Source organism: Nonomuraea sp. NPDC049129 (genome assembly GCF_040648495.1).
GTDB lineage: Bacteria > Actinomycetota > Actinomycetes > Streptosporangiales > Streptosporangiaceae > Nonomuraea.
This window is the reverse complement of sequence record NZ_JBEZDU010000037.1, coordinates 55,934-79,979: the sequence shown is the minus strand read 5'-3', so window position 1 is coordinate 79,979 and position 24,046 is coordinate 55,934. Positions and strand designations below refer to the sequence as shown.

The following is a 24,046-nucleotide window of genomic DNA, read 5'->3' as shown; positions in this document are numbered from 1 at the left end:
GTTGCCGTTGAGATCGACTCTAGAAAGACTTCCGGCCACTTTTTGACCGGAAGTCGCGCAAGGATGGGGGTATGGCGAACACCAGCTCACGGACCCTCCGACTGCTCTCGCTGCTGCAGACCCACCGGCACTGGCCCGGTCTGGAACTGGCCGACCGGCTCGGGGTCTCCGAGCGGACCCTTCGCCGCGACGTGGACCGGCTGCGCGAGCTCGGCTACCCGGTCGGCGCGGCCCGGGGCACCGACGGCGGCTACCAGCTGGCGCCCGGCGCCGTGCTGCCGCCGCTGCTGCTCGACGATGAGGAGGCGGTGGCGCTGGCGGTGGGCATCGGCGACGCGGCGCAGAGCGGAATCGCCGGTATGCAGGAGGCGTCGCTGCACGCACTCACCAAGGTGGTACGGGTCCTGCCGCCCCGGCTGCGGGCCAGGGTGGACGCCCTGCGGGCGATGACCCTGGCCGTCGCCGCCTCCGGGCCGATCGTCGCGGCGGAGGTGCTCACCGCGGTCGCCCAGGCCTGCCGGGACGAGGAGCGGCTGCGCTTCGGCTACACGGCCAGGGGCTCGGCACCCACTGAGCGCGAGGTCGAGCCGCACCGCGTGGTCGCACTCGGCGGACGCTGGTACCTGGTGGCCTACGACCTGGGCCGGCACGACTGGCGCAGTTTCCGCCTCGACCGGCTGACCGAGCCGGCCGCGACCGGCACCCGCTTCCGTCCACGCCCGCTCCCGGCCGAGGACGCCGCGGCCTTCGTCCAGGCGGCCGGCGGAGCCCCGGCGCCGTACACGGTCCAGGCGCTCGTCCACGCCCCTGCGGCCCGGGTACGGCAGGCGGTCGGTCAATGGGGCACCATCGAACCGCTCGATCAGGACCGCTGCCGGATCACCATGACCTCGACCTCCCTCGACTGGCCGACCCAGGCCCTGGGCAACGTGGGCGCCGAGTTCGAGGTGCTGGGACCGCCGGAATTCGCCGCGCACGTCCAGGAATGGGGCGCCCGCTTCATCCGGGCCACCCGCTCGGGCCAAAGCCCCGACCTCTGAAGGGCCTCACTCCGCTCGGACGCCCCACCCAGGCAGGCTTCGCCTGCACGGCGCTTGTTGAGCTTGGCCGGCCCGGCATGGATGGCAGGTGCGACCTCACGATTGTGGGGCGTCGCCATTTCCAGACAGGGGGCGCGGATCAGGGGCGGTGGTTGTCGCTGAGGTCGCGGGTGAGGCGGCGCAGGAGCGGCCCGTACTCGGGGTGTGCCAGGGCGGAGGCGAACTGGGCGGTGAGGTAGTCCGCTGGGTTGCCGGTGTCGTACCACCGGCCGGAGATGACCTGCCCGTATACGACGTGGCTGCTGGCGCAGGCGTTGATGGCATCGGTCAGGTAGACCTCGCCGATGCGGTGCTCGTACCAGCGCTTGGTCTGCTCGCGCAGTTCGTCGATGATGGCGGGCGTGACGATGTAGCCGCCGATGGCGGCGTAGGCGGAGGGGGCGTCGGCGGGTTTGGGCTTCTCGACCAGGCCGGTGATCCGCAGCAGGCCGCGCTCGAGGTTCTCCTGGACGACGGGCACGCCGTACCGTGCGGAGTCCTGCCGGTCGATCGGCATCAGGGCCAGCACCGGGCACCTGGTCGCCTCATAGGCGCGGATCAGCTGCTGGGCGCGGGGCACCTCGGCCACGAATACATCGTCGGGCCACAGGACGAGCATCGGCTCGTCGCCGATGCCGTGCGCGGCGTTCAGGACCGGGGTTCCGTTGCCGTACGGGCCGTGCTGGTCGAGGTAGGTGATGTGGCCTTGCCGGGAAAGCTCGGCGACCTCCTCCACAGCGTCGGCGTAGGCGCCCTTGCCGTCGGCGCGCAGCTGCTGCACCAGCGCGGGGTTGGGCCGGAAGTGGTCCTGGATCAGAGACTTCCCGCCGGAGACGACGATGGTGATGTCCGTGATGCCGGACGCGATCAGCTCACGGACGGTGTGCTCGATCACCGGCTTGTCGCCGACCGGCAGCATCTCCTTGGGGATGGCCTTGGTCAGCGGCAGGAGGCGGGAGCCGAGTCCGGCAGCGGGGATCACCGCCCTGCGGATCGTCGGTCGCATCAAGTCTCTTTCCGTTGAGCGGGTACACCGCGCTGGCCAGCACGACACGGTCCGACACTAGCAACGCTCTCCAGCTCGTAGTCGTCCACGTCGTCCAGCGTGGTCCGGTCAAGTCCGAACATGTCCCGGGCGGCGATCTGGACGGCCAGGGATCTGGGCGAGGCGTAGTTCTGCTCTCGCTCCCATCTTTTTTCTGTGGATTCCTACGGCAATGGCCCAGGACGACAATGCCCGGCGGATGTCCGGCGGATGTCCTGGCTGTGTTCACCCTGGCGAGGCAGCATCGAACGCATAGGTACCAAGAACCTGCCGCAACGCAAGATCGAGGGGAGAGAAATGATCCGCAAGGCGCTTATCACGATGTTCCTCATGACGTTACTGGCCCTTTTTGCTGGCACGTTCCCCGCCAGTGCCGGCGTCGGCGAGTCGGCCTTCGCCAGTTCTTCTCAGGTAACGAGCGCTCCGCAGAACGCTCTGCTCGCCAGTTGTTCTTCTACGCCGCCGCCATGGTGGTACAACTACAGCACGGCATTCACCGGCACCAACAACTGCAACAAGTGCATCGAGATGGGAAAGGTCTGGAACGCTAGCGGCTACCAGGCATATTGCTGGGAAGTCTCGGATTACCGGGTCGAGCTCTGGCTCTACCATCCATAGAAACCCACCCGGGAGAGCCGCAACCCCTGTCCGGACTGCGGCAGCGCCCGGCCGTTGTGAAACTCCAGCGGTCGGCACGCTTGCGCGGAGCGCGATGCCGTGCCGATCGTCGCCGTGGCGTTCCGGCGGGACTGGCCCACGGTCACGGCATAGTAGACGCCTTCGATGTACCCCTCGACGACGCGGTCCACGGCTCATGCTTCTTTCTGGCCGGCGGCCGTGTCGTCGTTGGGGATGCGTCAACGTAGGTGGCGATGGTGCTGTGCGCACCACCGCGCGCCAGGTCGGCCGACGCCGGATGCCGCATCTACCGCAGATCCGACGCGAGTTGCCGCACGGCCCGATGGATACGGATCCGCTCAGGCGTGATGCTCTCCGCCTCCAGCAACTAAACCACCGCCTGATCCACCTGACGACGCTGCGCATGCGCTCGCGCGAGATCCACCGCCAGCCGCGCCCGCCATTGGCCGAGGAGTGATGGCTGGTCGCCGAAGTTCGCCCCGGTCGACTACCGCGAGCGGCACGCTGTGAAATGCGGCATCAACTGCCTCAAGAGGCATCGCGCGTAGCCAGCTACGAGGCGACCGTCCTCGTAACGGACCGCCAACGAGCGGCTAGGACCCACCGCTCTCAATCAGCAGGTCCACGTTCCACTTCTCGGGCAGTTCACTGCCGCAGAAGACACAGACGAAGTCGCTCTCACGCACGATGTTGTGCTCCTGGCACCCAGGACAGCGTCGGAACACCACTTCGTGCGTGAAACCGGACGGCCGTCCGAGCCCTACACAATCGAGAGCCTGGGCGACCGACGGCCAAGAGTTAACGTCCGGGCAGTACCCGGTTGAATGGTTGCTGACATCGCCCACGACCCATCTGCCCGCCTCGCGGGTGAAGCTGATCTCGCCGGCGCTCAGGACCGATCGTCCGCCTGCACAGGCCACATGCTCGCTTCGTCGCGGCGCCAGCCGAAGCACGCCGTCCGCGCCGACCACGAAGGTGAACGGCTCAACCAGCTCCGCCGCGGAACGCTCGGCGACCCAGTTGTCGAAATCAGCCGCAGAGCCGATCCGGCAGCCGCCGCTGCCAGGCCGGATCGCGGCCTTAAGATCGGCCGGTCCCACGTACCGATAGTTCCACCCCCGCATGCTCACCTGCGCCAACCTAGAACACTTCCGATACCACGCCCTAGGCGTAGCGGCGTTACCGCGGGTGGATTCTCTCGCGCACCAACCCTGTCCTCATCCACCGTCGGCTCTGCCGCATATCGGTCGTGACGAGATTGGGGAACGGAGATTGACGAAGACGAGAAGACGATAAATGCCACCGACCTCGCCGGGGCAGGGCGGCAGTCCACCCGGCCGCCTTGCTGTGCCCGTACGGATGGGTTTTACGCAATTGTCGTTCTGCGGGTGATCAGCGCTGTTGCGGGTCTGGCCACGCCGCATTGCGACCGGCTGGCATGGAACGATCCACGCGAGAGCGACCGTTGGCTCATCGGTAGCTCCGCGCGTGGCGGCGAGGGCGTGCTCCACGCTGGGGTACCAGTGCAGGTGCCGCCAGGCGGGGCGAGTTCCAGCAGGCGAGCGTGTGGCGAGAGGTGGTGCTGGCATGGCGGTGCAACGTCACCGACCTGACGGCCGCGGTGATCCCAGGAGTGCTGGCGTCCGCCGCCGCGTGGCGCGCGCACGCGCTGCCCCTGGCGGAGCTGCCGTGGGTGCTGGCCAAGGCCTTGGTCTACTTCTGGCTGATTTTGTGCGTTCACACGCTGTCCAACCAGGCCAGCGGGGTTGCCGAAGACCAGGTCAACAAGCCCTGGAGGCCGATTCCCGCCGGGTTGATGACCGCGCGCGGTGCCTGGGTGCGCTGGGGGTTGGCGGTCGCGGCGTTCCTGCTCGCCGGGGCGCTGATGGGAATCCTGGCCGGGACGGTGCTGTGGGTCGCGATGGTGGGTCTGCGAACCTACCGAGGGCTGATGCGCCATTGGTATGTGAAGAATCCGGCGATCGTGGTCGGTGCGTGGGCGTTGCTGGCAGCCGGCTGGCAGATCGCCGGGCCCCTTACCCCGCGCGCCTGGCCGTGGGTCGCCGCGGGGACGGCGTACTGGCTGGTGGGGTTCGTGGAGGACCTGCGAGACGTGCCCGGCGACCGGCGTTGCGGGCGGCGGACGCTGCCGATGGCGGTGGGGCAGTGGCCGGTGCGGCTGGTGGCCGCCTGCGCGTTGGCGGCCCTGCCGGTGGCGGCCGCGTGGCTGACCCGCGATGTCGCCGCGGCCGGATGGTGGGTGTGGGCAGCAGTCCTGGCCGGGGGCTGCTGGTGGGTCGCCCTGCGGCTGACGGTCCTGCGCACGGCACGGCAGGACGCCGCCACCTATCAGCTGTACGCCTGACCTGGTGCTGGTTGGTCAGCGGACCGCTGGTTCTGGGATGACCCGTCCCCCGTGGGAGCGACTGCGAGGAAGGCCCACATATGGAAGGTGCGTCTCGTCATGGTCCGGTACTGGTGACCGGGGCGTCCGGCGGCATCGGCCGGGCGACCGCCCTGCTGCTGGCCCGGCGGCTGTCGTAGCTGCCGCGCTCGGCCGGGTTGGAGAAGGTGGTGCCGGGCAGTTCGTGCACCATCTGCATCATCGCGCCGATCAGCCGCTCGATGATGCCGCCGAAGTGCGGCATGCCCTTCGGCCGGTACGTCAGCGGGATGCTGTGCTGCGCGCAGCCCCGGCGCAGCGCCTCGCTGCGGAACTCGGCGGCGTTGTCCACGTAGATCTCGTCCGGCTTGCCGCTCATGGGTCAGGCCACCCCCTCCACGCCGGGCCGCTCCAGCCACGGCCGCTTGTCGCACACCATGCGTGCCAGGCACAGCCCGGCCGACAGCGCCGAGGGCGCCTCCAGCGTGACCATCAGGCCGATCACGCAGCGGCTGCCCACATCGATCGCGCCGCCGCCGTGTCCGCGGCCGCTAACCCCGGCCGCGGCTGATCGGCCGGCGGGCCGATCACCTCCGCCTGGCGGACCGCCACGTCCCATGCCTCATCCGGGGCGGTCAGCACACCCCGTTCGATTTAAGAGCGACTGTCGGTGGCTGGGGTGAAACATGAAGGCCGGTCAGCCCTCGCAAGGTGGCGGGCCTGATCGGATGCCGGTCAGGTGGGGTTCATGGGTGGGGCGCCACGCATGGCCTCCTGCGTGGTCGTGATCAGAGCGTCCAGGGTCTGCCGGGTGCGGGCGAGCTCGTCCGACTGGGCGTCGATGCGGTCGCGCTCCGCGGTGAGCTGGCGTAGTACCGCCGGAGGGCAGCGCTCCCCGGAGTCCTTGACGTGCGGCAGCAGCGCGGCGATGACCTTGCCGGTCATTCCGACGGCGAAGAACTGTTTGATCAAGAGCACGCGGCACACAGCGTCCTCGTCGTAGTGGCGCTGCCCGCTCGCACTGCGCCGGCTGGCGAGCATGCCCTGCTCCTCGTAGTAGCGCAGGGAGCGCACGCTGGCCCCGGTCCGCTGCGCGAGATCACCGATCCGCACGGCCACCTCCATCCCGGATTGCCTCGCACATCGATGTCAGGTTTAGCGTAGCGGCGTGCCCCACGAGCCCCTGGAGGTGGTTTCACGTTGCCCGCATGACCCGGCGGCTTCGCCACGGCGCGCCAGACAGGAGGCCTTGGTGTGAGCTTTAGAAGGTGCGTTCGGCGACCCTCACCCGCTGGCTCGCCTGCAACGCGGCGCGAAGCTTGTCGGCCGGCAGCGGCGCGGCGGGGGCCTGGAGTATGCGCTCGACCGGTACGTCGGGGTCGGCGAGGTAGATCTGGGTGTAGGCGCCGGACTCGGGCTCGAAACGCCAGCTCTCGCTCAGAGTTCCGGCGTCGACGGTGTCGAAGCCGAGCCGCTCGATCAGCTGCGCTGCCCGAGCCTTCGCGCCGGGGTCGTCGCCGGCGATGGGCAGGGCGCTGCGGTCCGGGGCTCCGGTGGGCCGGGCGAGCTGCGGGATGTGGTGGGCCAGGATGTTGTTGAACGCCTTGACCAGCAGGGCACCGGGCAAGAGCTGCTGGGCCAGCTCGGTCGTGGTCACCTTCTCGGCGTCGAGTTCGGCGATCCGGCCGTCGCGGAAGGGGTAGTAGTTGCCGGTGTCCAGCACGGTCCGTCCCTGCAGCAGCTCGGCGGGCACGGAACCGTAGGCGGTCAGCGGGATGCTGAGCAAGGTCGCCTCGCCAGCGCGGGCAGCTTGCTCCACGGTGCCTGCCGTGGCTCGCGGCCCCAGTTCCTCGACCAGCGCAGCCAGGCTCTGCGGGCCACGCGAGTTGGCGATCACCACGTCGATGTCCGCCGCCACCGCCAGCCGCGCGACCGCCGAGCCGATCTTTCCGCTTCCGATGATTCCCAGAGTCGACATCGCCGATTCCTCCCTCTACGTCGTGGCCTCCTCCGAGCCCATACACCCGTGAACGTATCGGCCACCCTGGGCCACGTTAAGACCTCACATCAATGTCAGAGGCAAATCAGCGGTGCGCGATGGAGCGGCGCGGTCGATGATCCTTTCCGGGCCGATGGCGGAAAGGCAGATGCGCTGTGCGCGGCGCTTCTGGGGGTCCTTGGCTTCGCTCCGGCGGCGACCGGCCGGCATGAACATCGCGCCACACGCCGCCATCCCCGCGGCGATAAGCACCAAATATCCGTACTGAACGTCCTCGACGCCCCGACGGCCGTCTGCCGCAGCGGTCTGCTGCCGCGGCGCATATTCTCGATCGTGCCGCCCGGAGTGGTGACCACCCAACTCTTGTCAGTCCGGTACGCGCGCACGCGGCCCGGCTGATCCAGCCCGCAGGAAGGCATCAGCCGTGTTGCTCACCCAGCTAACTGCCCGCAGCCTTCCACCAGGTTGGGCCGCGACGCTGCCGCCTGTTCGCCACCTGGCGGAACGAGGTCTCGAGCTCGCCGCCCCTGTGGCCTTCATCGTCGGGGAGAACGGCTCCGGAAAGTCCACCATCATGGAAGCGGTCGCCGATGTTTGCGGCCTCAACTCGGAAGGCGGCAAAGCCGGCACCAAGTACGCCAGCACCGGACCCGCCACCCCCTTGGGGGAGGTCCTTGACGCAGACCTCACCGCAACGGGGCTGCGACTGCTTCACGGCCCCCGCCTCAAGCGGCGGGCGTTCTTCTTCCGCGCCGAAACACTCTTCAACCTGGGGCAGAACGTGTCTGGCCGGTATGGATTCTGGGAGGACGACCTGACGGAGCAATCCCATGGGGAAGGGTTCTTCACCGTTCTTGAGCGGATGGTGTCGGGGCCGGGGCTCTACCTCATGGACGAACCCGAAGCCGCCCTGTCGTTCCAGTCATGCGTGCGCCTGGTAGCCCTCATGAACCGCGTCGCCGCCGAAGGCGGACAGATCATCTGCGCCACCCACTCGCCGATTCTCACCAGCCTTCCGGGGGCGCAGGTCATCGAACTCGGTGACCACGGTATCCGCACCACCGACTGGGAAAAGCTCCAGTTGGTGGACCACTGGCGACGATTCCTCGCCAAGCCCGATTTCTATCTGAGGTACGCCCTGGATCAGGACTGAGACGCTTAACCTCGCTGTTGGCTGACTCCGCCCCAGCCGAAACGGCGAGGTCAGCGGACGGCCGCTTTCAGCGCCGCCTCGATCGCGTTGGTCAGCGTTTCCAGATACTCATCGTCGCTGCGGCCCTGTATGACCAGTACGCGGAATGCGAGCGGTGCGATCAGCAGGTCGGTGCCGAGGTCCAGATCCAGCCCTTGGGGGAGTTCGCCGCGATCAATCGCGCCCTGCAGTATCGCGCGCGCCGCCGCCCGCCGCGGTGCGGTCACTCCGGTGTAGAGCCCTTCCGCCAGGGCGTCGTCGTACCTGGCCTCGGCGAGCAGTCCGGCCGCGATCCGGGCGAGTAGCGGATTGGCCAGTTGGCCGCGGAAGGTGGCGAGCAGCTCGCGCAGGTCCGTATGCAGGGCACCCGTGGCCGGTGTGGGCGGGATCGCGTCGGTGACCTTGCTACGGATTAACTCGGTGACCATCGCCTGCTTCGAGGGCCAGCGCCGGTAGAGCGCGGCTTTGCCCACGCCGGCGCGCCGGGCCACCGACTCCATCGACATTCGCGCGTACCCGGTCTCGGCGAGTTCGGCGAGGGCTGCCTCGGTGATCGCCTCGGTCACCCGCTGGCGCAGGACCGCCCCGCCGGTCGCCGGCTGGCTCTCCTTCTGCTGCTGCACTGTCATGCTCTCGAGCATAGCGAACGGAACGGTGTCGTTCCATGTGTTACCTTATCGGCGTAATGGAACGCTGCCGTTCCGTTCCGTTTTCGGAAAGAGCCGACGATGAAATTCCTCTACGACAACGAGTCCTTCTCCTTCGAGGCGCTGCGCGCCGCGGGCTACGCCGCCTATAGCGGCGCCGACCTCGGCGAGGTCCTGGTCACCTGCCGGCAGATCCCGGAAGGTGACGAGGAGGCCTGGTCGGCCCAGTGGGCCGCGACGGCGGCGCGCATCGAGCGCATCGGTCGGGACGCGCTGGCCGCCGGTCACCGAGTCAGCGCCCGGGAGGCGCTGCTGCGCGCGTCCAACTACTACCGGACCGCCGACTTCTACCGCCGCGAGAATCCCGCCGCCGACGCCGAGTCGGCGCGGCTCGCCAAGGCCTCCCAGCAGACGTTCGCCGACGCGGCCGCCCTGCTCGACACTCCGGCCCGCGCCCTGCGCATCCCGTACGAGGACATCACGCTTCCCGGCTACCTGTTCCTCGCCGACGATTCGGGCACCCCGCGCCCGACGGTGCTCTACCACGGCGGGTACGACTCCACTCTCGAGGAGGACTACCTGGCACTGGCCGCGGGCGCGCTGCGGCGCGGCTACAACGTCATCGCCTTCGACGGCCCCGGCCAGGGCAGCACCGTCCGCGAACAGGGCCTGCACTTCCGGCCGGACTGGGAGGCCGTGGTCACCCCCGCCGTCGACTTCGCGCTCACCGTGCCCGAGGTGGACGCCGAGCGACTCGTGCTTGTCGGTACGAGCCTGGGCGGCTACCTCGCCGCGAGGGCCGCCGCCTTCGAGCACCGCGTCGCCGCGTGCGTGCTGCACGACGGCGTCTACGACTTCCACGCGGTCATCGCCGCGACCGCCGGCCGTGCCGCTTCGATGCCCGGCGGCATGGAGGCATTGATGGCGCAGAACACCATGGTGCGATGGGTGGTGCGCAACGGCCGGTGGACCTTCGGTGTCTCCGACATCGACGAACTGGTCAAGGCAAGCGAGGCGTACACCATGGCGGGTATCGCCGACCAGATCACCTGCCCGACACTCGTCCTCGACGCCGAGAACGACCAGTTCTTCAAGGGGCAGCCGCAGCGCCTGCTCGACGAGCTGACCTGCCAGAAGGAGCTGATCTCCTTCCGCGAGGACGAAGGCGCGGGCGAGCACTGCCACGAGGGCGCGCTCTCCCTGTTCCACCAGCGCACCTTCGACTGGCTCGACACCCTGCTCGCCGACTGACCTCGCAGGCCGGCCCGCAGTCGCTTTCATGAGGCCGGGACCGTCAGGGCCGGTGGCATGACCGTAGGTCACCCTTAGTGTCCGGCGTCATTCGCACGATCGCCATCGTGATCGCTTACGCCTCGTACCGGGCGTCAGTACGATCCGCGGACGCGTCAGAGGCATCGGCTGTCGCTTCGAAGGACTCCGCCAAGGAGGCCACTAAATTGACCCAGATAGAAAGCCAAAGGCGCCAAGATGAACGCGAGGACCGCCACGAGCTGCTCGCCCCGCTGGCTATGAAGGTGGATCCGAGAGCCATGTGTCGGTCGGTTTGAGAGCCACTTGCTGATCAACTGCCTTGGGTGTTGGTGAAAACGAGAGCCATGCCCGTGGGTCTGGGGCATGGCTCTCGTGACGCTGTGTGAGGGGTGGGCCGGAATATGCCAGAAACCTGCCGCGAGGGTCAGTCTCCAGCACCGTGGCCAGGGCAGATGATCCGATAACGCTGCCGCGAGAACGGGGTTTGTGACGGACCTTGTGAGCCATCGCCGCATTTCAGAGGCACACCCGCGCTGTTCTGCCAGCGGTGAACTCTGCCAGCGGTGAACACCGGCCCGACCGGGCTCGACGATCACTACAGTCCAGTCTCATGACGACAGTGACAACCCGCACGGTCGAGTACCCGGCCGACGGCCTGACGATGATCGGGCACCTTGCGCTGCCCTCCGGCACCGGGCGCCGCCCCGCGGTGCTGCTCGGACCAGAGGGCCCAGGGCTCAGCGACGTCGAGCGCCGCCGAGCCGATGCGCTCGCCGAGCTGGGATACGTGGCGCTGGCCTTCGACCTCCACGGCGGGCGCTTGCTCACCGACCCCGAGGAGATGCTGGCCCGTTGCATGCCGCTGCTCGCCGACCCCGACCGGATGCGGGGCATCGGCCACGCGGCGCTCGACGTGCTGCGCGCCGAACTGCGGACCGACCCCGACCGGATCGCCGCCGTCGGCTACGGCACCGGGGGCGCCATCGGGCTGGAACTCGGGCGCGACGGCGTCGACCTCCGCGCCATCGGGACTGTCAACGCACTGACCACGGGCCGACCGGGCGAGGCGGCGCGCATTCGCTGCCCGGTGTGGGCCGGGGTCGGGTCGGAAGACCCGATCATGCCGCCCGCGCAACGGGACGCGTTCACCGCCGAGATGCAGGCCGCGGGCGTCGACTGGCGCCTCGTGGTCTACGGCGGCGCCTTGCACGCCTTCCACCACCCGACGGTCGACCACACCGTGGTCCCCGGCGTCGGCTACCACCCACGGCACGCGCAGCGAGCCTGGCGCGACGTCGTCGACCTGCTCGCCGAGTGCCTGCCCGTGACGGAGTGATCTGGTCAGTCCAAGCTCGGCCACCCGCTGACCAGCGCTTACCGGTCACCACGGCAGGTTTCTGGCGTATTGGGGTCCCACCCCTGTGAGTGTGGTCAGCCGGCTTGTTCGGCTCTGGCTCGGGTTTGGGCAAGGCGGTAGGAGTCAGTGCCGGTCTCGATGATGTTGCCAGCGAAGGTGAGCCGGTCGACGATCGCGGCGCAGAGGCGCGGGTCGGTAAAGGTGCGGGTCCAGCCGGAGAAGGGCTCGTTGCTGGCGATGGCGACGCTGTTCTTCTCTTCGCGTTCGGTGAGGACCTGGAAGAGGAGTTCGGCGCCGTGCCGGTCGAGTTCCATGTAGCCGAGTTCGTCAATGCAGAGCAGGTCGACGCGTCCGTAGCGGGCGACGGTCTTGGCGAGAACCTTGTCGTCGGCGGCCTCGACGAGTTCGTTCACGAGCTTGGTGGCGAGGGTGTAGCGGACCCGGTAGCCCTTCATTGCGGCCTCGGTCCCGAGGGCGATGAGCAGGCGGGACTTGCCGGTGCCGGAGTCGCCGATCAGGCAGAGGGGCTAACCCCTTTTCACCCATTCGCAAGTGGCGAGCGTATGGATGGTGGCGGGATCGATGTTGGGGTTGGCGTGGAAGTCGAAGGCGCGCAGGGACTTGTCGCGGGGAAACTGGGCGGCCTTGATGCGGCGTTCAGAGCGGCGGCGAGCGCGGTCGTCGCATTCGGTTAGTGGGAGTTCGGTGAGGAATCCCAGGTAGGACATCTGCTCGCGGGTCGCCTGCTCTGCCAATTCGGGAAAGGCGGTGCGGAGCTGGGCAGGCGGAGCATCCAGCAGGCCTGATCGATGGAGGCCGGGCGGCCTGTTCGGTCATGCCGCGGTGGGGGACGCTTATGGTGTTCCTTCTTGGGCTGGGCGCTCGTCGGGCGGCCGGGCGCGTTTGAGGAGCTGGTCATAGGCCGTCACCGAGGGCAGCGGCCGGGTGTCGCGGGGAAGCCGGGCCAGGCGCCGTTCGGTCAGGAACGTCACCGTTGCCTCGTGGTTGTCGTGCTGGGCGGGCTCGGGAGCGGCTTGTTCATCTTCCTCAGCGGCTTTGCGGGCCTCCAGTGCGACCGCGTCCGCGGTGAGGGCGCCGGCCCGCAGCGCGGCGGCCAGGCCGGTGACCAGATGCTCGGTAGGGATGTGACGGGTCAGGAGCAGCACTTCGATCAGCGCGCGGGTGCCGTCGCGGTCGCCATGGGCCTTGCAAGCCGCCGCATTCTGGCCACCGATGGGCGTTGACGAGAACAATCCGTGGTCATGTGCTTGCGGTCGGCCCACAGGAGAGGACACAGAGCGGCCGGGTCATTGGGGGATTCGCATCCCGGTTGAACGACCGAAGCGCCCGCGGGTCCGCATCCCTTCCCCCATAACCAGCAAGCGCTAGATGTAGAAAGAGTGTCATGCTGCGTCGCGCTCAGATCGTGCTCTCGGTCCTCTTCATCGCGATGCTCGGCGTGGCGACCAATGTCGCCACCGGGATTCTGCCAGCAGCATGGGAGAGCAGACTATGGGTGGCGTGGCCGCTGATGCTCGTGATCGTGATCGCCACGGCAGTGCTGGAAGTCGTGCAGAAGGACGAGCGGCCTGCAGACTTTCCTTCGACGCAAGCGCGGACCGAGTTGATCCGCCGCGTACGGCGATTCTGGGTCACCGGCGTATTGGAGAAGTCGCTCTATAACGAGGCGCGGATCCAGCTGGACCTGGTGGTCCGCGAGACGACCGACCGGCCATGGGGTATAGCCGTCACCTGGACTAACGGGACCCGGGAGTCGCTGCCGCCGGGTACGGACATGGCGGATGTGAAGTGCTGAAAGTCTCATGCCCATCGGAAGGACACAGGGATGTCGCTGGCATCCGATTGGATGAGCTCATGACTGCTCACGATGCGGCCCGGCTGCTGCCTGATATCCCGGCGCTTCGCGATCTGTGCCGGTCCATGGCGGTGTTGGAGGCCATCTTGAGTCCGGAATGGTCCAGTCGCTACCACTCCTTCGACGCGGGCTGGAGCCCTGGGGAGGAGATGGCCTCGATGCGCAACGGTTCGGGAGATGAGTACTCCATCGTCTTCTCCGCGGCAGGTGCGTACATCCGCGGCTTCGCCCACGAGTCGGCGATGAGCCCGTACGGCAACGATGGGCCGTGGCCGGGGGTGCTCGACTACGTTCCCGAGGCCTTACGCCCTTGTGCGGAGGAGCCGGCGTTCTGCGATGAGGACGGAATGCCGGTCGTGACCGCCTGCCTATGGCGTGAGGTCGGCGATGGTCATTGGCGGGTGGGTGAGATTGACTACCCGGATGGTGTGAGCGATCCCGATGGTGCGGCGGGTTTGTTCGCACGGCTCGTCGATCCGTCTCCGGAGGCGTTCCGGCGGTTCGCGGAGGACTACTACGAGGTGCCCGTGGATCTCGATGCGGTGCGGCACGTCTATGCCCTCCGTCCGCTGACGCGGGGGGTGGTCACCGCGCTGAACGCTGATCTTGCCGTGAAGGATCTCGCCGACGACCTTGCGGCAGCCCGGTATCCGGTCGCTGCCGGCTGACGAGCTGAAAGACGGACGGAGCCCTTGTCCAGCGGCAAACCGGGCGCACTGACGCGGGCGAGCGCCGACGCCGAACGCTGATGTCAACGTTCCCGGGCGGCGCTGCGGCCAGCAGCCACTGTCACGGAGTCCCGGTCGAGATCAGGGGTTTGTCGAGCAACGGTGACATCACGCGCGCGGGCCGGTGATATTCGCGACGAAATATCGCAGCCATGACCAACAGTGCCCAGGACCATCGCGTCCTCAACGAGCACTCGCCTCCTGCCTCGCGCGGGGAAAGCGATGCGATGGACTCGGATTCCGTACGGGGTGTCGAGCGGCGGCGGCTGCTCGGATGGGGCGGTCTGGCCGCCGGTGTGATGGCGGCCGGCGCGTGCCTAGGCGCCGCCCCCGCCGCCGCGTCCGAGCCGTCCGAGCAGGACCGGATCCCGCCGGATACCCGGCCCGGCGGGGCCTATGACCGGTACGTGGCGAAGCTGGCCGCCGAGGACAAGTTCTCCGGAGTGGTGCTGCTGTCGCACCGGGGCCGGACGGTGCTGTCGCGCAGCTACGGCATGGCCGACAAGGAGAAGGGGATCCGTAACCACGAAGGTGTCGCGTTCAATCTCTACGGCGGGCCGTTCGTCAGCCTGTCCATTGTGCAGCTGGCGCAGCGGGGCAAGGTGAAGCTGTGGGACACGGTGGGCACCTACCTGACCGGTTTCGCCAAGGAGATCGCTGAGCAGGTGCGCATCCACCACCTGCTCATGGGCACCTCCGGGTTGTCCTTTCCGGAGCACGACTACAAACGCATCTTCCACAGCCAGGAGGAGCAGCACGAGTACTACCAGCGGTACACACGGCAGGCGAAGCTGGTGGCCGCCCCCGGCGCGGGTTCAGAGAAACCCGGCTGGGGGGCGGACGTCACCGTGCAGATCGTCGAGGCGGTGACCGGCATGACGTTCTGGGACTACGTGCGTGAGCACATCTTCGGGCGCTGCGGCATGGCCGGCTCGGCGTACTACACCAGGCCGCAGTGGCTGGCCGACGAGCACATCGCGCACTCGTACATGAAACAGGCCGACGGCAGCTGGGTGGACGCCGTCCGCAACCTGGACAAGGACAGCCCGAGCCCGGGCCTGGCGGGCCAGAACAATGCCCGCAACTTCGTCCCGGACGGCGGGTTCGTCACCGCACCGGACCTGATCCGGTTCGCGGAAGCGTTGTACGACGGCACCGTGCTCGACCCGGCCTGGGCCGACGTGTTCACCTCGGTCAAGGCCCCCAACTTCCGAGGCTCCCCGGGGTTCAGCACCTACGGGCCGACAGCCCACATCGTCGAAGGCCAGTGGGAGCTCTCGCGCAGCGGCGTCCACCCCGGCAGCTCCACCCACTGGAGCATCTACCCGGAGGCCGGGTGGGTCGGCGTCGTCCTCAGCAACTACGACGACATACCGCTGCAGGAGATCACCGGACAGCAGACGCGGGCCATCACCGGGGCGTCGCCCGGCGACGGCGGCGGTGGCGGCTGACGCGCGGCCACGGCGTAGCCGCCCCGAAGAAAGAGGCCCGGGCCGGGAAATCCACCGGCTCGGGCCGGGAAAGGCGGATGCGCTGTGTGCGGCGCTTCTGGGAGGTTCATGGCTTCGCTCCGGCGGCGACTGGCCAGCATGAAGGAGCTTCTTCGCGTACCCGTTCAGATCAGTTATCGGCGCACCCGATAGCGCAGGTGAAGCACCCGGTTGCCCTGAATCACCACGTCAGGGTCCTCCAACAGGTGCTGTGCGTCGACCGACCCGAAGTAGCGCTTGCCGGACCCGAACACGACGGGTACGACGTCCATGCGCACCTCGTCGATCAGGCCCGCGGCAAGCACCTGGCCACCGACGTCGCCGGCGGCGACCTCGACCATGCGGTCACCCGCGAGCTCCTGCGCCTTGGCCATGGCTGCCTCGACGCCGTCGACGAAGTGAAACGGCGCCTCGGGGTCCCAGCCCTCGGGCATCGGCCGGTGCGACACGACGACCACGTGGTCGATGCCGCTCGGAGGCTTCCCGTCCCAGCCGTCCGTCATGTCGAAGACGTGGCGGCCGACGATCGTCACCCCGATCTGGTCCCAGTACGGCCGGGTGTAGTCGTAGGACGTCTGCGACACCTTCAGCTCGCCGCTCTCGTCCAACGGGACGTCACCGCTGGACAACCAGTCGAACAGCGGTCCGGGCTGGTCGTTCTCGTCCGCGACGAAGCCGTCCACCGACACCGAGCTGTACATGACCACCTTGCCCACGGGGCTCTCCTCTGCTTGGGGTGCCCCAAATTAGCGTGTCGTGAGCTGTCGCTCTTGTAAGAAATCAATCGGCCGGCAGCGGCCAGCCGTCCAGCACGTGGCCGGGATGTTCGCGCAGGAACCGCCGCCGGACTTCGACGTACCGGGTCGGCGTGAGTCCGGTGAACGCCCGGAACTCGTGGCCGAAGTGGGCCTGGTCGAAGTAGCCGGCGCCACCGGCGAGGTCGCCCCAGTCGATCGGTCCGGCGGGGTCGATCGCGAACACGGTGGCGGCGAAGCGGTAGGTGCGGGCCAGCCGCTTCGGCGTGACGCCGATGAGCTCCTTGAACCGCCGCGCCAGATGAGTGCTGCTGACACCGGCCGCCACGCTCAGGTCGCCGATCGCCACCGCCCCGCTGGTCGCCGCGATGACGCTGCTGGTATGGCGGACCAGCCCCAGGCCGGCGGTCTCGCACAGCCGTCGCATCAGCTCCTCCTCGAGCAGCGTCAGCATCTCGTAGGGCCCGGCCGCCGTGGCCAGCCGGTCCCGCAGCTCAGCGATGGCGGGCCGGCCCCAAACCTGCTCCACAGTCACCGGCCGGTCACACAGCTCGGCCGCGGGCATCGGCAGGAACGGCGCCAGCCCCCACGGCTTGATGTGCACGCCGACTGACCGGGTCCCCGGCGGATAGCCGAACTCGAAGGCGCGGGTGGGCATGGTGACCACGCAGCCGTCGGCGTACCCGGCCGACTCGATGTCGGTGCCGGCGCGGATGCGGAACGGCGCCCCGAGGTTGACGACGAGCAACGCCGCAGGCATCGGCGGCAGCGTCAGCCGGGCGTACGGCGGCTCACCCTCCAGGTAGTAAAGGTCGTCGATCAGCCCGTCCAGCGGCGGTCGCGGCACTCTGGACACGTACTTCACGCGTCACAGCATCGCCGATGCACGGGCGGACCGCCAGATCGTCGCACGCCGTCCGCCGTAGAACCGCGGCGGGCGCTTCTCCTTCAGCGCCTGATGATCAACCGCCCCCTTTGACCTAGCAGGTGGTGCCGGCCACCTCGTAGTAGTTCGGTCCCGTCTGCCGCAAGGTCGTCGTCACGAACGTGTTCCACAGGCCCATCGCCTGGCCGGAGCCGTTGGCGTACGCGTAACCGCCGGACTGGTGGGCCCGGCCCGCCTGGGTGTGCGCGTAGTTGGTGGCGGTGAAGCAGGGCTGCGGCGACGGGGTGGGGGTGGGCGTCGGTGTGGGGGGCGGCGGCGATCCCGTGTCGAGGCCGAAGAAGTGGGTGTCGTAGTACGCCGAGCAGATGGTGTCGAGGAAATAGGCGCCCGCCGTGCCGCACTGCTCCGCGGCGCCGCCCGGATCGACCGGCGTGCCGTGCCCCATTCCGGCGATCCGGTAGAAGCGGACCTCACCGCCGCCGTACGTCTCCATCGTGGTGCCGCCCGGCAGGCTCGTCGTCGAGGCGGGGGTCTGCGACAGGCCGAGTACGTCGGTGAACTGGTCCCTGAGTTCGACGCCGTTGGCCTTGTTGACCACGTAGTCGGCCTGGCCGTGCCAGATCGAGACTCTCGGTCGCGGCCCGGTGTATCCGGGGTACGCGCCGCGCACCAAGGCTCCCCAGTCCTTGGGGGTCTTGGTGACCGGGCCGTTCATGCAGGTGCTGGTCGAGGCGGGTGGGGAGCAGCGGTACGGCAGGCCCGCGACGATGGACGCCGCGTCGAACAGCTCCGGGTACGCCGCGACCATGACCGCGGTCATCGCGCCGCCCGCGGACAGGCCGGTGATGGAGATGCGACCTGGGTCGAGCTGGTAGGTGCTCGTCGCGTACGACACCATCTGGGCGATGGACAGCGCCTCGCCCTGGCCGCGCCCGATGTCGCCCTCCTGGAACCACTGGAAACAGTTCGACGGCGGGGTGGTGGCCTCGGGGAAGATCAGCGCGAAACCGTACAGGTCGGCGAACTTCCGCCAGCCGGAGTTGGTGTAGTAGGCGTCGGCGCTCTGCGTACAGCCGTGCAAAGCGACGACGGCGGGGGAGCCCGCGGGCAGGCCGTCGGGGCGGTAGACCCACATGTTCAGGGCACCCGGGTTCGAGCCGAACCCCGTGACCTTCGTCAGGGAGGCCGCCCGGGACGGGCGCGCGACGGCGAGTACGGCGAGGATGAGGACGAGCGCCGTCACGGCTCTGACGACGGCTCGGCTGGGGAGTGGAAACATCGGCGACTCCGTGGTTCACACGCCTGGCGATTGCCCGTGACGGTACGTTCCGGGCGAACGGCCTGATATGTGGCACGCACCAGAATTCCCGGAGGCGCACATGTGAGTCCGGCCCATACCTCTGTCGCGGACAGCCTTGTCAAGCTTGGCGACCGACCCCCCATGATCTATACGTGAACATCCGACAGGACGGGAACGCGCGGCGGATGCCCGCCGGGTTGGTCGCGCTCGCGCTCGGCGGCTTCGGGATCGGCCTGACCGAGTTCGTGATCGCGGGCCTGCTGCCCCAGGTGAGCCGCGGCCTGGACGTCTCCGAGGCCACGGCCGGGTGGCTCATCTCGGGATACGCCCTGAGCGTCGCGATCGGCGCGATCCTGCTGACCGCCGCCACCACCCGCATCCACCGCAAGGCCGTCCTCGTCGGTTTGGTGGCGTTGTTCGTCCTCGGCAACCTGCTGTCCGCCGTCGCGCCCAGCTACGCCGTGGCGCTGCTCGGCCGCGTCGTCGCCGCCCTGTGCCACGGCTCCTTCTTCGGCATCGGCTCGCTGGTCGCCCGCCGCATGGTCCCACCGGAGCGGGCCTCGCAGGCGGTCGCCGTGATGTTCGCCGGGCTGACGGTCGCCAACGTGCTGGGCGTACCGTTCGGCGCTCTGGTCGGCGAACGCTGGGGCTGGCGCGCCACGTTCTGGGCCATCACCGGGATCGGCGTGCTGGCCCTGGCCGCCATCGCCGTGTGGGTTCCGGCCTGGGCGGGCGCCGTGCACGAGGCCCACCGGCCGGCCGGTCTGCGCCCCCAGCTACGCGCCTTCCGCTCCCGGCAGGTCTGGCTGACCCTGGCCGCCACCGCCCTCGGCTACGGCGGCATGTTCGGGGCGTTCAGCTACATCGCCTACACCTTTACCGAGGTCACCGGCTTCACCAGCGCCGATGTCGCCTGGCTGCTCGTCGTCTACGGCAGCGGCCTGGTGATCGGCAACGTCGCCGGGGGCCGGGGGGCCGGGGGGCCGACCGCGACCGCGACCGCACGCTGATCGTGTCCCTGGCGGGACTCGCCGCCACGCTCGCGGCGTTCGGGCTTCGCGGGCCTGGGTTACACCGCGCCGCTGTACGTGGGCGCCGCGGTCGTGGCGCTCGGCCTCGCCGTGATGGTGGTCACCGCGCGCACCGGGCGTGCCGCCTCAGCTCCGCCTTCCGACCCTGATCAGGCGTCTGTCAGCCTCCGCCGTCTGCCGTGACGCAGCTGCTCGCCCAGCGCCCTCAGCCTGCTCAGCTTGCGGTCCATCGGATCGCCCGCGGCCACCTCGAGCAGATAAGACTTCAACAGCGCTTCCGTGTCGCGGGTCATGTGCAGCCGATCAAGCATTTCCTTGAGGGAGAGTGCCAGGGAACGTGTACCGGCATCGTCCGCGGAAGCGGCTGTCTCCTTCTCCGCCTCGTTCAGCAGCTTTCCGACCGCCTGATGTGACATGCCTAGCAGGTAGCCGATGTCGCGGTGAACGTAACCTCTTCGCGCCAGATCAGCCACTGTCGCTTGCGTCGCTTCGGCGGCCTTCTGTTTGACGAGGGTCGCCGCGAGGCGTGTCACCAGCGTGGCTTCCAGTTCTGTAGCCACTTCATCGTCGGCCACGGTCAGGTCGAAGTCGGCGTTGATCTCGAAGATGTCCACATCCAGCATGGTGGCCACCAGGTCACGCGCCATTTCCTCCGCCTGCTCCAAGCGCTTCACCTGTGTGTGGTAGCTCCGCTTGAGGCCGGGTCCGGAGACGGTCAAAGCCCACCAGTCATCGCTCCGACTGGCGGTGATGGTGAAAGTGTCGTTCCTGCTCACTGCTCCTCCTGCTCCTTCGCGACCTCAGCAAGGATGTTCTCCCAGTTCTCCAAGATTCCTTTCGCCGTCCGCTCGTTGACCTCCGAGTGACGAGGCACGGGCATCGCCTCCGAACCGGCATGCCACTTGGTGTGACTGCCACCCTCGGTGGACTCAACGGGCACGCCGTACTCCTTGGCGAGCTTGCGCATGCGTCGCTCCAGATCCCGCTTCCTCATCATCAGTTTAGGCTACCGAGGTTGCACGATTAAAGGCAACCTAGGTTGCAGATTGTGGCGACATGTCTGCCCGCAGCGCTGTTGCCCGACCAGTTCCTGAGCTGCCCCGGTAGACAGCGACGGCCGTGGTCCGCAGCAGGGCGGTCAGCGGTCGGCCGGTGGGTTCCAGTGGGCGATGCGGACCTCGCGCAGCCATGCTTCGACCGTGGCAGCGTCGGCCTGGGCGGGCAGCGGTGTGCGCGCGGTGTCGAACGCCTTCTCGGTGGCCGCCAGGAGGTCCTGGGCCTCCTGGGTGCTGCCTTCCGCGACCCTTTCGCCGAAGGCGCGGATCGCCTCGGGGTCGGGGAGCCGGATCGGCAGGTGGCCGGTCTCGTACAGTTCGCGCCCCTGGTGCAAGAGGCGGGCGAGGTGGCGGGCGTGCTTGCTGGTCCGCTTGCGGGTGTCGGCCGAGAACGAGCCGTCGCCGCGCCGGTCGAGGCGCTGGAACTGCTGAGTGGCGTACCCGAGGTAGGCATTGCGGACCCGCGGACCGGACAGGAACGCGGTCCGGATGGCGATCAGCTGGTCACCGACCGGTGTACGGGTCTCGTACAGGTCGTCGGGCAACCACACCAGCTCCATCACGGTCGGATTGCCACCCAGCGCGAGAGAGCACCACTTGCCCACCTCGTGGAGCGTCCGGTCGGGGTTCGTGTGGACGATGCTGTCCTTGGGCCGGGACAGGCCGACCATGGCCAGCGTGGGGGTGGCGAAGATGCCGAGCCGGTCGACGTCGGAGTCGGGCCCGGCCAAACCGTAGGCGGTGGAGCCGACGACGCCGGCCAGCAGCACGGTGCCGGGGATGTTGGTCACGGGAGATCCTTCGGGGGGTGGTGATCGGGCAGCGCCCGCAGGTGGTGGGTGTCGTAGGAGCCCGCAGGCTCCCGCCGCAGGGCCAGGCACGCAGCCGATGCGGCGCGCGTGCGGTCAGCGGGGGACAGGCCCGTCGAAGTGGATGCCTTCGAGGAGATCGGCGGTCGGCCGGTCCAGGACGTGCGCGCCGGTGGCCGGACTGGTGCGGCCGGCCCGGACCCGCGTCAGCAGCGCCTCCCAGCGGCGATTGTGCTGCGCGAACGTCCGCGTCGCCACGACCCGGCCCCTGGCCTGCTGGCCGGCCAGCGCGTCCGCTGGAGGGGCGTCGAGCAGCAGCAGATGGAACGGGACCGCCGACCGGCGCGCCAGCCAGGCGAACCCGTGCAACACGGCGGACCCGCAGCCGCGATTGTGCGCGATCACCGCGCTCCCGCCCCGCAACGCCCGGCCGATGCGCCACACATGCGTCGTGAACACCACCGCGGTACGCACCGGCTTCGGCGCCCAGCCCAGACGCGTGCTCCACCTCAGGCGTGACTGCGCCGAATCGATCACCACCACCGACCCCGCCACGACCGGGCGGCTCTCCGTGCCGTCCAGGGCGTACAGGCGGCGCAGCAGCGTGGTCTTGCCCGCGCCGGGCAGGCCGGTGAGGATCACCAGGGAGCCGGCCGGGTAGCGCAGCGTCCCAGCGGCCTCCGGAGCCGCCGGCACCGAGATACTCAAGACCCTCACCCTCACCCTCACCCCGATAGGACGGACACGTGCTTTGGTCACATTTTGCTGCACGTCAGGTGACAAGAGTGCCGCATCAGCGTCTTTATCCGCAGATCCAGGGGGATGGCGTCACAGACTGTTCCCTGGGCAGCGGGCCGAGAATCAAGGGGCATCGGTCCAGCGGCGCTTTCGCCACGGGAACGGCGTGATCTCGATGCGCGAGTTGACGGAGCCGTTCCACTTGGCCTCGACCCCGTGAGCGGTGAGGGTGTCGCACACCTCTCGTGCGATGGCGGCGCTCGCCGCTTCGCTCTTCGCCTCGTCGTCTTCGAAGGCGCCGAACGCCAGCATCAGCCCGTGGCCCTGAACCCCGGACTCGAGGTCCTGGCCGTGATAGAAGACCGCGCCGCGGGGCTTGTCCGGTAGCTCAGAGGCGGCTTCGAGCGCGTCGGTCCAACCGTCGGACATCGTGAAACCCGCGTTCTGCAATGCGACGAGGCCGCGCTCGTTCAGCTCCTCGAACGCCTGGTCGATGGCGTCGTTCACGGTGGGGGTGAGCCAAGTGTCCTCATGCGCCCGCTCCTGCCGGAACAGCTCTTCCGCGTACGCCTTCAGCTCCTCCAGCAGATCTTCGTCGGTCGTTTCATCCTCCAGCCAGTCCTCTATGTCATATTCATCGGCGAAACCGCCGAGAACCGCGAGTTCGATCTGCTCCCGTAAGAATGCGCGTTCCGTTGCCGGCTCATCCGTAGCGTCGTCGGGTTCATCGTCGTCATCAGGCATGCCAGGAACCTACATGATCACTCCGACACATCTTGCGCGCCCGCGTGGACGGCCGGTGAATGTCAATGGTGCGTGCGGGCCGCGACGCGTACGCCGACGGTGTCCAGGAGACCTCATCGGCCGGGTTCGGGCCGGCAGCGCCTACGATGGCTGGAAAGCGCTTTCAAGGAGGGCGTCCCATGATCCGCCAGAGCTCACGCTGATGGCCCCCATCGCGCTGTGCCACACCGATCGTGGCGAGGGCGAGACCCTGCTCCTCGTGCACGGCTGGGGCGGTCACGCCCGTACGTGGGCGCCCATCGCCGACGCCCTCCAGCCGGGTCACCGGGTGATCGCCGCCGACCTGCGCGGGCACGGCGGGTCGCCGGCGCCCATGGACGGCTACCGGCCCATCGACCTGGCGGGGGACCTCGTGGCCCTGCTCGACCGCCTCGACGCCGGACCGGTCGTCGCCGTGGGGCACTCGATGGGCGCTCAGGTCGTCACCGCCATGGCCGTGGAGCACCCCGAACACGTCTCCGCGCTGGTGGTCGTCGATCCCGCCTATGGTGCGGACGCCGCCGAGGAGCGGCTGTTCGGCAAACGGCTGGCCGCCCTGCGGGCCAAGGGCGCGGCGGCGGCCGTCCGCCAGCTCGGCACCCTGCCCGCCGAGGTACGCGCTCAGCTGCTCGCCACCCCTGGTCACGTACTGGCCGCCTGCTATGAGGGCATGTACCTGGGCCCGGACGCGTTCGGCGCCCGGCCCGCGACGCGCCGCTACCTGGCCAGGCGCACCCGCCCGGTCCTCTGCGTCCGCTCGCTGAGCGAGCCGGCCGCGTGGGAGTCCTCGATCCCCGCACCTTCCGGGTCACAGATGGTCACGTGGGACGGGACCGGGCATTTCCTGCATCTGGAACGCCCCCAGGCCTTCGCCGGCCTCCTTCGCCGCTGGCTGGCCACCCTCCGCCCGCACGCCCGCGCCCGCGCGTAGCGCCAGGCCCTAGACGCATCCTCAACATGACCTCAACATCCCCGCTCCTAC

General features: G+C 68.7%; 28 protein-coding genes and 2 pseudogenes. 12 read left to right on the top strand and 18 right to left on the bottom strand.

The window, feature by feature from the left end; translation table 11 throughout:
• Positions 1–71 precede the first annotated feature (71 nt).
• Complete coding sequence (locus tag AB0B64_RS55305; protein ID WP_358202859.1) at positions 72–1,040, top strand: YafY family protein; 969 nt, start codon at positions 72–74, stop codon at positions 1,038–1,040.
• A 139-nt stretch (positions 1,041–1,179) separates the two neighbouring features.
• Here the strand turns inward: AB0B64_RS55305 and AB0B64_RS55300 are convergent, their stop codons facing one another.
• Positions 1,180–2,085: a UTP--glucose-1-phosphate uridylyltransferase gene (locus tag AB0B64_RS55300; protein ID WP_357952805.1), complete on the bottom strand. Its 906-nt coding sequence runs from the start codon at positions 2,083–2,085 to the stop codon at positions 1,180–1,182.
• A 195-nt stretch (positions 2,086–2,280) separates the two neighbouring features.
• Here AB0B64_RS55300 and AB0B64_RS55295 point away from each other — a divergent pair, with 195 nt between their 5' ends.
• Entirely contained in the window at positions 2,281–2,742 is a 462-nt protein-coding gene (locus AB0B64_RS55295; protein WP_358202849.1) for a hypothetical protein, read from the top strand.
• Here AB0B64_RS55295 and AB0B64_RS55290 read toward each other — a convergent pair.
• Positions 2,730–2,933, bottom strand: a complete 204-nt coding sequence (locus AB0B64_RS55290) for a hypothetical protein (protein WP_358202838.1) — start codon at positions 2,931–2,933, stop codon at positions 2,730–2,732. The genes AB0B64_RS55295 and AB0B64_RS55290 overlap by 13 nt on opposite strands.
• A 71-nt stretch (positions 2,934–3,004) precedes the next feature.
• On the opposite strand from AB0B64_RS55290, the gene AB0B64_RS55285 reads away from it, so the two are divergent.
• A complete protein-coding gene (locus tag AB0B64_RS55285; RefSeq protein WP_358202831.1) occupies positions 3,005–3,220 on the top strand; it encodes a hypothetical protein in 216 nt (71 codons plus the stop codon).
• Between the two features lie 136 nt (positions 3,221–3,356).
• On the opposite strand, the gene AB0B64_RS55280 is transcribed toward AB0B64_RS55285, so the two are convergent.
• On the bottom strand, positions 3,357–3,863 hold the full coding sequence (locus AB0B64_RS55280; RefSeq protein WP_358202824.1) for a hypothetical protein: 507 nt from the start codon (positions 3,861–3,863) through the stop codon (positions 3,357–3,359).
• Between the two features lie 464 nt (positions 3,864–4,327).
• Between AB0B64_RS55280 and AB0B64_RS55275 the strand changes: the two genes are divergently transcribed.
• Positions 4,328–5,128 carry a UbiA family prenyltransferase gene (locus tag AB0B64_RS55275; protein ID WP_358202819.1) on the top strand — a complete coding sequence of 267 codons (801 nt, stop codon included), beginning with the start codon at positions 4,328–4,330 and terminating at the stop codon, positions 5,126–5,128.
• Positions 5,129–5,297: 169 nt separating this feature from the next.
• Here AB0B64_RS55275 and AB0B64_RS55270 read toward each other — a convergent pair.
• The 4 genes and pseudogenes from AB0B64_RS55270 to AB0B64_RS55255 form a co-directional block, all read right to left on the bottom strand.
• Positions 5,298–5,675, bottom strand: a pseudogene (locus AB0B64_RS55270) (transposase); the annotation flags it as partial.
• A gap of 206 nt (positions 5,676–5,881) precedes the next feature.
• Positions 5,882–6,259, bottom strand: a complete 378-nt coding sequence (locus tag AB0B64_RS55265) for a MerR family transcriptional regulator (protein ID WP_357952812.1) — start codon at positions 6,257–6,259, stop codon at positions 5,882–5,884.
• 148 nt (positions 6,260–6,407) lie between these two features.
• A complete protein-coding gene (locus AB0B64_RS55260) occupies positions 6,408–7,124 on the bottom strand; it encodes an NADPH-dependent F420 reductase (RefSeq protein WP_357952813.1) in 717 nt (238 codons plus the stop codon).
• Between the two features lie 84 nt (positions 7,125–7,208).
• Positions 7,209–7,397, bottom strand: a complete 189-nt coding sequence (locus AB0B64_RS55255; RefSeq protein WP_357952814.1) for a hypothetical protein — start codon at positions 7,395–7,397, stop codon at positions 7,209–7,211.
• A 172-nt stretch (positions 7,398–7,569) separates the two neighbouring features.
• On the opposite strand from AB0B64_RS55255, the gene AB0B64_RS55250 reads away from it, so the two are divergent.
• Positions 7,570–8,298: an AAA family ATPase gene (locus tag AB0B64_RS55250; protein ID WP_358202806.1), complete on the top strand. Its 729-nt coding sequence runs from the start codon at positions 7,570–7,572 to the stop codon at positions 8,296–8,298.
• A gap of 50 nt (positions 8,299–8,348) precedes the next feature.
• Here AB0B64_RS55250 and AB0B64_RS55245 read toward each other — a convergent pair whose 3' ends face one another.
• Complete coding sequence (locus AB0B64_RS55245; RefSeq protein WP_358202799.1) at positions 8,349–8,966, bottom strand: TetR/AcrR family transcriptional regulator; 618 nt, start codon at positions 8,964–8,966, stop codon at positions 8,349–8,351.
• 99 nt (positions 8,967–9,065) lie between these two features.
• Between AB0B64_RS55245 and AB0B64_RS55240 the strand changes: the two genes are divergently transcribed.
• Together AB0B64_RS55240 and AB0B64_RS55235 are read left to right on the top strand one after the other, a co-directional pair.
• Positions 9,066–10,235 (top strand): alpha/beta fold hydrolase, encoded by a 1,170-nt coding sequence (locus tag AB0B64_RS55240; protein ID WP_358202790.1) that lies wholly within the window; start codon positions 9,066–9,068, stop codon positions 10,233–10,235.
• 631 nt (positions 10,236–10,866) lie between these two features.
• Entirely contained in the window at positions 10,867–11,592 is a 726-nt protein-coding gene (locus tag AB0B64_RS55235; protein ID WP_358202782.1) for a dienelactone hydrolase family protein, read from the top strand.
• 95 nt (positions 11,593–11,687) lie between these two features.
• Here the strand turns inward: AB0B64_RS55235 and istB are convergent.
• Both istB and AB0B64_RS55225 read right to left on the bottom strand, forming a co-directional pair.
• Positions 11,688–12,341, bottom strand: a pseudogene (istB, locus tag AB0B64_RS55230) (IS21-like element helper ATPase IstB).
• A gap of 126 nt (positions 12,342–12,467) precedes the next feature.
• The gene (locus AB0B64_RS55225) at positions 12,468–12,866 is read right to left on the bottom strand and encodes a hypothetical protein (RefSeq protein ID WP_357952819.1); all 399 of its coding nucleotides are present in this window, start codon (positions 12,864–12,866) and stop codon (positions 12,468–12,470) included.
• 152 nt (positions 12,867–13,018) lie between these two features.
• Here AB0B64_RS55225 and AB0B64_RS55220 point away from each other — a divergent pair, with 152 nt between their 5' ends.
• From AB0B64_RS55220 to AB0B64_RS55210, 3 genes are all read left to right on the top strand, one after another.
• On the top strand, positions 13,019–13,429 hold the full coding sequence (locus tag AB0B64_RS55220; protein ID WP_358202775.1) for a hypothetical protein: 411 nt from the start codon (positions 13,019–13,021) through the stop codon (positions 13,427–13,429).
• Positions 13,430–13,488: 59 nt separating this feature from the next.
• Positions 13,489–14,157 carry a hypothetical protein gene (locus AB0B64_RS55215; protein ID WP_358202768.1) on the top strand — a complete coding sequence of 223 codons (669 nt, stop codon included), beginning with the start codon at positions 13,489–13,491 and terminating at the stop codon, positions 14,155–14,157.
• A gap of 287 nt (positions 14,158–14,444) precedes the next feature.
• Positions 14,445–15,668 carry a serine hydrolase domain-containing protein gene (locus tag AB0B64_RS55210; protein ID WP_358202763.1) on the top strand — a complete coding sequence of 408 codons (1,224 nt, stop codon included), beginning with the start codon at positions 14,445–14,447 and terminating at the stop codon, positions 15,666–15,668.
• 173 nt (positions 15,669–15,841) lie between these two features.
• On the opposite strand, the gene AB0B64_RS55205 is transcribed toward AB0B64_RS55210, so the two are convergent.
• From AB0B64_RS55205 to AB0B64_RS55195, 3 genes are all read right to left on the bottom strand, one after another.
• Complete coding sequence (locus tag AB0B64_RS55205) at positions 15,842–16,423, bottom strand: dihydrofolate reductase family protein (protein ID WP_357952823.1); 582 nt, start codon at positions 16,421–16,423, stop codon at positions 15,842–15,844.
• Positions 16,424–16,487: 64 nt separating this feature from the next.
• Positions 16,488–17,327, bottom strand: a complete 840-nt coding sequence (locus tag AB0B64_RS55200) for a helix-turn-helix domain-containing protein (protein WP_357952824.1) — start codon at positions 17,325–17,327, stop codon at positions 16,488–16,490.
• Positions 17,328–17,442: 115 nt separating this feature from the next.
• Complete coding sequence (locus AB0B64_RS55195) at positions 17,443–18,627, bottom strand: PHB depolymerase family esterase (RefSeq protein ID WP_357952825.1); 1,185 nt, start codon at positions 18,625–18,627, stop codon at positions 17,443–17,445.
• A gap of 173 nt (positions 18,628–18,800) precedes the next feature.
• On the opposite strand from AB0B64_RS55195, the gene AB0B64_RS55190 reads away from it, so the two are divergent.
• Complete coding sequence (locus AB0B64_RS55190; RefSeq protein WP_358202749.1) at positions 18,801–19,658, top strand: MFS transporter; 858 nt, start codon at positions 18,801–18,803, stop codon at positions 19,656–19,658.
• 170 nt (positions 19,659–19,828) lie between these two features.
• On the opposite strand, the gene AB0B64_RS55185 is transcribed toward AB0B64_RS55190, so the two are convergent.
• The 5 genes from AB0B64_RS55185 to AB0B64_RS55165 all read right to left on the bottom strand — a co-directional run bounded on the left by AB0B64_RS55185 (position 19,829) and on the right by AB0B64_RS55165 (position 23,025).
• Positions 19,829–20,455 (bottom strand): hypothetical protein, encoded by a 627-nt coding sequence (locus tag AB0B64_RS55185; RefSeq protein ID WP_358202742.1) that lies wholly within the window; start codon positions 20,453–20,455, stop codon positions 19,829–19,831.
• Entirely contained in the window at positions 20,452–20,676 is a 225-nt protein-coding gene (locus AB0B64_RS55180) for a hypothetical protein (RefSeq protein ID WP_357952828.1), read from the bottom strand. Before AB0B64_RS55180 ends, AB0B64_RS55185 begins: the two co-directional genes overlap by 4 nt.
• Before the next feature lie 141 nt (positions 20,677–20,817).
• The gene (locus AB0B64_RS55175) at positions 20,818–21,525 is read right to left on the bottom strand and encodes a nucleotidyltransferase domain-containing protein (protein ID WP_357952829.1); all 708 of its coding nucleotides are present in this window, start codon (positions 21,523–21,525) and stop codon (positions 20,818–20,820) included.
• A 114-nt stretch (positions 21,526–21,639) separates the two neighbouring features.
• On the bottom strand, positions 21,640–22,251 hold the full coding sequence (locus AB0B64_RS55170; RefSeq protein ID WP_357952830.1) for an AAA family ATPase: 612 nt from the start codon (positions 22,249–22,251) through the stop codon (positions 21,640–21,642).
• A gap of 153 nt (positions 22,252–22,404) precedes the next feature.
• Positions 22,405–23,025, bottom strand: a complete 621-nt coding sequence (locus AB0B64_RS55165; RefSeq protein WP_357952831.1) for a hypothetical protein — start codon at positions 23,023–23,025, stop codon at positions 22,405–22,407.
• Positions 23,026–23,227: 202 nt separating this feature from the next.
• Between AB0B64_RS55165 and AB0B64_RS55160 the strand changes: the two genes are divergently transcribed.
• On the top strand, positions 23,228–23,995 hold the full coding sequence (locus AB0B64_RS55160) for an alpha/beta hydrolase (RefSeq protein ID WP_357952832.1): 768 nt from the start codon (positions 23,228–23,230) through the stop codon (positions 23,993–23,995).
• Positions 23,996–24,046: the final 51 nt, after the last annotated feature.